This is a genomic window from Protofrankia sp. Cr2, from assembly GCF_963555885.1.
GTDB lineage: Bacteria > Actinomycetota > Actinomycetes > Frankiales > Frankiaceae > Protofrankia.
Genome location: NZ_CAUVXG010000022.1, coordinates 50677 through 58545, shown reverse-complemented (window position 1 = coordinate 58545; position 7869 = coordinate 50677). Strand labels below are relative to the sequence as shown.

6 protein-coding genes are annotated in these 7869 nt (G+C 69.0%); 3 read left to right on the top strand and 3 right to left on the bottom strand.

Annotation, left to right across the window (positions count from 1 at the left end):
- Nucleotides 1-20: 20 nt before the first annotated feature.
- Together U9978_RS12415 and U9978_RS12410 are read right to left on the bottom strand one after the other, a co-directional pair.
- Nucleotides 21-890, bottom strand: a complete 870-nt coding sequence (locus U9978_RS12415) for a universal stress protein (RefSeq protein WP_322761259.1) — start codon at nt 888-890, stop codon at nt 21-23.
- 200 nt (nt 891-1090) lie between these two features.
- Entirely contained in the window at nt 1091-1726 is a 636-nt protein-coding gene (locus tag U9978_RS12410) for a response regulator transcription factor (RefSeq protein ID WP_322754578.1), read from the bottom strand.
- Between the two features lie 89 nt (nt 1727-1815).
- Between U9978_RS12410 and U9978_RS12405 the strand changes: the two genes are divergently transcribed.
- Both U9978_RS12405 and U9978_RS12400 read left to right on the top strand, forming a co-directional pair.
- Nucleotides 1816-2829 carry an Acg family FMN-binding oxidoreductase gene (locus tag U9978_RS12405; protein ID WP_322761258.1) on the top strand — a complete coding sequence of 338 codons (1014 nt, stop codon included), beginning with the start codon at nt 1816-1818 and terminating at the stop codon, nt 2827-2829.
- Between the two features lie 249 nt (nt 2830-3078).
- Nucleotides 3079-4137 carry an LLM class flavin-dependent oxidoreductase gene (locus tag U9978_RS12400; protein ID WP_322761257.1) on the top strand — a complete coding sequence of 353 codons (1059 nt, stop codon included), beginning with the start codon at nt 3079-3081 and terminating at the stop codon, nt 4135-4137.
- Between the two features lie 206 nt (nt 4138-4343).
- Here the strand turns inward: U9978_RS12400 and U9978_RS12395 are convergent, their stop codons facing one another.
- The gene (locus U9978_RS12395) at nt 4344-5588 is read right to left on the bottom strand and encodes a hypothetical protein (RefSeq protein WP_322761256.1); all 1245 of its coding nucleotides are present in this window, start codon (nt 5586-5588) and stop codon (nt 4344-4346) included.
- A gap of 255 nt (nt 5589-5843) precedes the next feature.
- Here U9978_RS12395 and U9978_RS12390 point away from each other — a divergent pair.
- On the top strand, nt 5844-7869 hold a 2026-nt coding region (locus U9978_RS12390; RefSeq protein ID WP_322761255.1), incomplete at its 3' end, for a protein kinase domain-containing protein.

The following is a 7869-nucleotide window of genomic DNA, read 5'->3' as shown; positions in this document are numbered from 1 at the left end:
TCGCGCGCCCTTTCGGCCCGCTAGCGGATAACAGCGACCGGGCACGGAGCGTGCGTCACAACCTGGTAGCCGACCGACCCGAGCAGCAGGCCGCCGAACCCGCCGTGGCCGCGGGCACCGACCACCAGCAACTGGGCCGCGCGGGCGGCCACGATCAGGCCGTGCGCCGCCGCCGCGGCCACCAGTGTTGCCTCGACGGCGGTTTCTGGATCGCGTGCGAGCCCTTGGTCGACAGCGGTGTCAAGAGTGATGCCGGCAGCCTTTTCCAGCTCCGCCTCGTCGAACAAGGGGAGGCCGGCGGCATTCGGCGGCGGCTGGGGTTGCCAGCAGTGCGATACCAGCAACGGAACGTGGCGTAGCCTTGCCGCGACCGCAGCCCAGCGCAGTGCCGCCAGGGATGGCTGCGAGCCGTCGACACCGACAAGGATCGGGCGGCGGTCCGGCTGCGGTGGAGCCGGACCGCGTACGACCACCACCGGAACGGGGGCTTCCTGAACGCATCGCGTGCTGACCGAACCGACGAACATCCGGCGCATCCGGGCGAGCCCGCGTGCGCCGACAACGAGCATCACCGCGTCCCGGGATTCCTCGACGAGGGCGTCCGAAGGCGCGTCGTAAACCGTCCTTTCAACGACATCGACACCGAGGTCACAAGGATGCGTCCGCCGGACCGCGTCATGCAGCACCTGCATTGCCGCACGCTCGAGGTCGTCGACGCCGATAGACGGCGAAATGTCGTCCACAACACGTGGACGCCCGCCCGGACCCCAGGCGAGCACCGCTCGTATCCGCGCTCCGGTCAACGCTGCGTGCACCAGAGTCCAGCGCAGGGCCGACTCGGCATCCGCGGACGCATCGATTCCCACCACGATATCGGATGTCGTCTCCACCCTGTTCACGCTCGCAGCGCCCGGCGACGCGAACGAGAGCGATTCGGGTAGACCGCGGGACCGAAAGTCCCGCCCGCGCGGGCCCGTCAGTGCTCCGGAGACTGCGGCCTCCGGGCGCGCGATCTGACGATCGTCGCGCGCCCTTTGGCCCTCAAGGCGGAAAGTCCGCCAGCCGGGAAGTCCGCCAGGCGGGAAGTCCGTCAGCCGGAAATCTTGGTGGCGAACACCGCCGCCTGTGTCCTGCTGGTCAGACCGAGTTTCTCCAGGATCGAGGACACGTTGTTCTTGACTGTCTTCTCAGCGAGATGAATGCGGCTGGCGATCTGGCGGTTGGTCAGCCCCTCGGCGATCAGGCCGAGGATCTGACGCTCCCGCTCGCTGAGGGCCGACAGCATGCGGTCTTCAGGCGCGCCGTCGCGCAACCGGGTCAGCACCCGCTGGGTGACCGCGGGATCGAGCATGGACTGGCCGGACGCCACCGTCCGAACCGCACCGATAAGATCGTTACCTCTGATCTGCTTGAGCACATAGCCGGCGGCGCCGGCCATGATCGCGGCAAAGAGAGCTTCGTCGTCGTCGTGGGATGTCAGGATCAGGCAAGGGACCTCCGGTGTGCCGGAGCGGATGTCACGACACACGTCGATGCCGCTGCCGTCGGGCAGGCGAGCGTCGAGTATGGCGACGTCAGGACGTAGCGCCGGGATGCGCCGCAGGGCCTCGGCCACCAGGCCGGCCTCCCCCACGACCTTGATGTCGCCCTGGCTTTCCAGTAGCTCGCGCATCCCGCGCCGGACGATCTCGTGGTCATCGAGAACGAATACGCGGACAGGCTCCACGGAACCGACGATACCTGCCGAGGGGGCCTTAGCGACCATGGATGGCCGGCAACAGGACATGACAGACCGAAGGGCCTACCGTCGTGTGGGTGACTAGCAGCGACACTCTGTCGAAGGACCTCGCCCGCACGGTCGTCGAGACAGCGGGTCTGGCCCCGTCAATCCACAACACCCAGCCGTGGCGTTGGCGAGTGAGCGCCACCAGTTTGGACCTCCTGGCCGATGTCTCCCGCCGGCTCGACGTCGCCGACCCCGATGGTCGTCAGCTCCTGCTGAGCTGCGGCGCAGCGCTCCTGCACGCCCGCCTAGCCATCCGGGCGGCAGGGCTCATCCCAACCGTTACGATCTTCCCGGCGACCCGTGACGACCTTGACGCCGGACCGTTGGCCACGATCCACATCAGCCCCGCCACGAGCGCCCAACCCGCTGATCCCGACAACGACATGCTGCTCGCGGCAACCCGCCATCGGCGCACCGACCGCAGGCCCTTTGACCCGCGCACCCTGGAGCCCGACGCGCTGCGGGCGCTGCGGCGGGCGGCCGAGATGGAGGCTGGGTGGCTGGTATCCCTGGACGACGCCGATCTGCGCATCGACACCAGCGTGCTGATCGCCCGTGCCGACTGGCTGGAGAACCACGACCCGGCCTACCGGGCGGAACTTGAGGCATGGAGCCGAACCACCACCGATGCGGTCGACGGCATACCCCGTGATGTGGTGATCGGCTCAGATCAGCCGCGGCAGTCCGAGTTCACGATCCGTGACTTCAACGTGGTCGGTGAACCCGGCCTGGCGCTGCACCAGACTGACGTGGAACGTCCCATGGTGATCCTCATCGGCACCGACGGCGACACGCCAGCCGATCGCCTGCGAGCCGGCCAGGCGATGGAACGGGTCCTGCTGACCGCGACCGCACGGGGTATCGCCACATCACCGCTGGGTCAGGCCGTTGACCTCGAGGCGACCCGGGAGCTGCTGCGGCATTCGATCGGCGGCCTGGGGCACATCCAGATGATCATCAGAGTCGGCTACCCGCTGCCGGACGCCGAACCGCTGGAGGCGACACCCCGCCGGTCGGTCGACGACATCCTGCGGTTCGAGTGAACCGGCCCGAGTGAGCCGGTTCGCATGAACGTGCGCCCGTGAACGAAGGTGCCGGCCGCGCAGGTCGCCTCTCGGCGCGTGGTCGCTCGCAGCGACAATGGGGTGAGCCCGGGGGCCATGTCACGGCCGGCACCTCACTACAGTACCGGGTTCCCGGCCGTCGCACCGTGCTGCGGTGAGATCGCCGGAGACGTTGCCCGGGAAGACAGCCGGGAAGTTCCTGGTGGATGCCGGCGGTTATCCTTTGAGGTGAGCCTCAACCGCGCCGTACCCCTGTCCGTCCTCGACCTGGTGCCGGTCGCATCAGGTTCAACGCCTACCCATGCGGTGCGCAATACCCTTGACCTGGCACGCCACGCCGAACGACTTGGCTACACCCGGTACTGGATCGCCGAACACCACGGTATGCCTGGTATCGCGAGCTCCGCGACCTCCATCCTGATCGGACAGGTCGGGGCCGCGACGAGCGGCATTCGGATCGGCTCGGGCGGAATCATGTTGCCCAACCATGCACCGCTCGTGATCGCCGAGCAGTTCGGGACCCTCGGAGCACTGTTTCCGGGACGGGTCGACCTCGGCATCGGCCGGGCACCGGGAACGGACGCGGCAACCGCCCGAGCGCTGCGGCGCTCGACCGGCCCGCTGTCCGCCGATGACTTCCCCGCCCAGCTCGCCGAGCTCGTCGCCTTCCTCGGCGACACCTTCCCCCCCGATCATCCGCTGCGGGCGGTGACCGCCGTTCCACACAGCGACATGCCGCCGATCTGGTTGCTCGGCTCCAGCGGCTACAGCGCCCAGGCCGCCGGGATTCTCGGCCTACCGTTCGCCTTCGCTCATCACTTCAGCTCGGCCGACACACTTCCGGCGCTTGATCTGTACCGGTCGACGTTCCGCCCGTCGCCGGGCCGGGACCGGCCCTACGCGATGGTTGCCGCGGCTGTCCTGTGCGCGGAAACCGACACGGCCGCGCAGTGGCTTGCCGGGCCGACCAAACTGGCGATGTTGCGATTGCGGCAGGGGCAGCCGGGCGTGTTTCCCACCCCCGCGCAGGCTCATGCGTATCCCTGGACGCCAGCCGAACGCGCCGCAGCCGACAGCGCGACCGCGTCCCACATCGTCGGGTCGCCCGAGACCGTCCGGGCCGGCCTGGACGCGCTCATCGACGCGACGGACGCGGATGAGATCATGATTACGACGAACGTCAATCCGCATGCCGACCGGCTGCGTTCCTACGAACTGATCGCCGAATTCGCGGACCTGTCACGCCACCCCGTGGCCGGTGGAGCACCAGCGGGCCGTACCGGATGAAATCCGCGGCGAACGTGTGCCTGAATCCCAGCGAATGACGATGTGTGACGCGCCTGCATCCGGTTTGATCTGACTCGCGGGTCCACCGGGTGGGGGCGGGACCGGGTAGCTCACGGGGGGAGCTGCCGACGCCTCCACCACGGCGTGGGTCCGGAGCGGGACAAGCCGGGCACAGCGCAGGACGGCCGCACCTCAACGTCAGGACGTCAGGACGTCAGGACCGCGGCGCTGACGTAGGCGAGGCTGAACTGGGTGTCGGAACGGGCGCCGGCCGGGTCCACGCAGAAGACCGAGACCGTCACGTCGCCGGCTGTGGTGCCACGCGGTGAACTCCAGCCACCGATCGCGCACCGGTGGGTCGGCTCACCGTAGGGAATGACCTCGACGTTGTCCGGGGCGCGGCCGGCCGCCGGGAAGGTCACCTCATACGTGCCGGCCGAGATGTGACGGACGGTGTTGACTTTTCCGGCGCTGTTGGCGGTGTACCTGTCCCACACATCGACCGTCCTACCCAGGGGCGGCTGCACGATCTTCCCGGTGTCGGCGACCTCCTGGCCGGTGAAGGCGTGTCCGAACGGCACGTTGTCCGCCCCGATCATCGCATGCTGGTTGGTGTAGATGAGAACGAACGGCGTGTCCGTCCAGGTCTCCCCGACGGCACAACCCACGAAGATGGTCTGCCGGTCGGTCTTCTCGTCCCGGCCGAGCGGGTTGCAACCGGCCGGGGTGGAGCCGATCGCGTTCACCTGGAGGTTGTTGCCCTCCCGAGCGGAATAGGTCGGACCGACCAGGTCGATCGAGTAGTGCCCGACCCCGATCCGTTTGATCGTGATGCTCCCGGTCGGGCCCGCGGCGTCGTAGTAGTCGCCCGCCGGGGTCGAGGTCTGGCCGGGGGCGTCGTCGCGGACGTAGGTGAAGGGCGGCGGGACCGACGCCGACGGCCCGGTGGGGGTCGGGCTCACCCCCTGTCCGCGGAAGTACGTGTCGGAGAAGGTCAACGGCGCGCGGTAGGACGCCGGTGCGAAGGTGAACAACGCGGTGAAGCGGGAGTCGGCGTAGTCCCCGGCCTGCGACCGGCAGGACAGGGTCACATCCTCGGCCGAACCCAACAACGCCCACCGCTCGGTGTGGCAGCTCACGGGCTGGTCACCGACCGCGGAGGCCACCGCGACACCGCGTCCGCCGGGTACGCCGATCCCCGGGAAGATCACACTGTAGCGACCGGTATCCCGCCGGACCACCGTCGCCGCAGCCGACGGTGTTGCCGACGCACCGGTGCCGCCCGCCGCGGACTGCCAGCTGCCGGCCTGCACGAAGGGCGCGGGCGTCCGTGCGACACCAAGGGGCGGCGCAGCCTCGTCCGAGCGGACGAAACCCCACACCGGCGCGGTGGGGTCGGTCGTCGGTGGCGCAGCTGTGGGTGACCCACTCGAACGGGCGCTTGAGGCCACCGGCGACACCGGAGATACCGGTGAATCCGCACTACCACAACCCACCGCTAAGAGAAAAACGGTCACCGCGCCAATGAACGCAGGAGCGCTTACCGGAGACAACCGTCGCGACCGCGCCATGGCCAGAAGCATGTCATGCCTGACCGGATGGGAAAGCCGGGAGTCAGCGAGACGACCGCGGGAGTACGTTGAGGACTTGTCCGGCCGGTCTGACAGAGCGTTGCGGATAGCACGTGGTCTGGGGGTAGGTCAACAATGACGGCGCCGGATGCGGCCCTGAACGCACAAATGGCCCCGCTGGGTCCGGACGACCCAAGCCAGCTCGGTTCCTACACCCTGCTGGGCACGCTCGGCCAGGGCGGAATGGGAACCGTCTACCTCGGACGCAGCGAAACCGACCGGCTGGTCGCCATCAAGGTGATCCGCGCCGACGTGGCCGACGACCACGAGTTCCGGTCGCGTTTCCGGCTGGAGGCCGAAACGGCCCGCCGGGTGGCCCGGGTGTGCACCGCCGAGGTACTCGACGCCGCACCCGATGCCGAACAACCGTATCTGGTCACCGAGTTCATCGAGGGTCGGACGCTGGCGAAGTTCGTCACCGAGGTCGGCCCGCTGTCGGCGGCGAACCTTGAACAGCTCGCGGTCGGCGTTGCCGCGGCCCTGACCGCGATCCACAGCGCCGGCATCGTGCACCGGGACCTCAAACCCTCCAACGTGGTGCTCTCCCCCTTCGGGCCCCGCGTCATCGACTTCGGGATCGCCCGGGCGCTGGACGCCGTCAGCAACCTCACCGGGGATCTCCAGCAGCTCGGCACCCCCGCGTTCATGGCACCCGAACAGATCCAGGGCGAGCAGGTCACCCCGGCGGTGGACATCTTCGCCTGGGGCGGGCTCATCACGTTCGCCGCGACCGGCCGCTACCCCTTCGGCGAAGGCAGCGCGCAGATCCTGCTCTTCCGTGCGGTGAACGAGGAGCCTCGCCTGGACGGGCTGGACAGCCCCCTGCGCGAGATCGTCGCGAGCGCGATGATCAAGGCTCCCTCGGCCCGGCCGAGCGCGCAGCAGCTGATGCTGCGCCTGCTCGGCGAACCGCTGTCGACAGAGCAGGTCGACCCCGAGGCAACCGTCACCCAGGTGTTACGCGACTGGCAGCTACCCGCGCCCGGCAGCGCGTCCGGTGGCACCGCAACGCGCGGCACCCGTGGGACGTCCACGCCGGCCACCGTTCGGGGCGACAGCCCGGTGCCGCGGCCCCGCCGCCGGATGGCGCTGGTGGTCGCGAGCAGTGGGGTCGCGGTGGCGGCGGTGGCCGGGGCGGTGCTGGCGCTGGCCCCCGGCTCGAACCCGGGCGACAACCAGGCGAAGGTCGCCGACATCCTGCCGAAATCCACTGTCGGGCTCGGCGACGACACGCTGGTGTACTCCAGCGAGCAGGACGGCAAGAAGGACATCTTCAGTGTGCAGGTCGGCTCGAACGGCGCTCTGGGGTCGCCGCGAAAGCTGACCAACGATACGGATCCGGACACGCTCCCGGTGATCGTCGGACCCAAACGCAAGACCGTCCTCTATACGGTGGGTGACTCCTCCCCCAGCCTCAAAGCGATCGCCGCGGACGGCAGCGCCGGTCCGATCTCCCTTTTCGGCTCCGGCCCGGCGGCGGAGATCCAGATCGCGGGGGACGCCCGGGCGTCGGTCGACCCCACCGGGAGGTTCGTCGTGATCAGGGCCGTCCGCGGCCCGAACGACGGCTCACCCGGCCTCTACGTCATCGCGATGGACGGGTCGAGCGTCCGGCAGCTACCCGTGCCGGCTGGGGCCACCGACCCGTCCTGGTCACCGACGAACAACCAGATCGTCTACTTCGTCAGCGAGAACGGGAGCAACGGCGGCAAGCTGTTCACCGTTGACGCGTTCAACACCAACGCCCAGCCCGTCCAGCTCACCGACGGCTCGCAGGGCCTCGACGCCGACCCGTGCTGGTCACCGGACGGGAAGAGAATCGCGTTCCGCCGCAGCGTCGGTACAAACCTCGCCGAGCTGGACATCTACGTCATGGACGCCGCCGGTGGCACACCGACACGGCTGACCGACGCCCCCGGCCAGGACCAGGACCCGTCGTTCGCAGCCGGGGACAACAAACGGATCGCCTTCACCAGCCAGCGCGACGGCGCCACCAACCGCGAGATCTACGTGACGGACGCGAACCGCCTCGACGACGACCACGCACAGAAGCTGACCACGTTCAACGGCCTGGACGCCACCCCCCGCTGGCAGTCCGGCT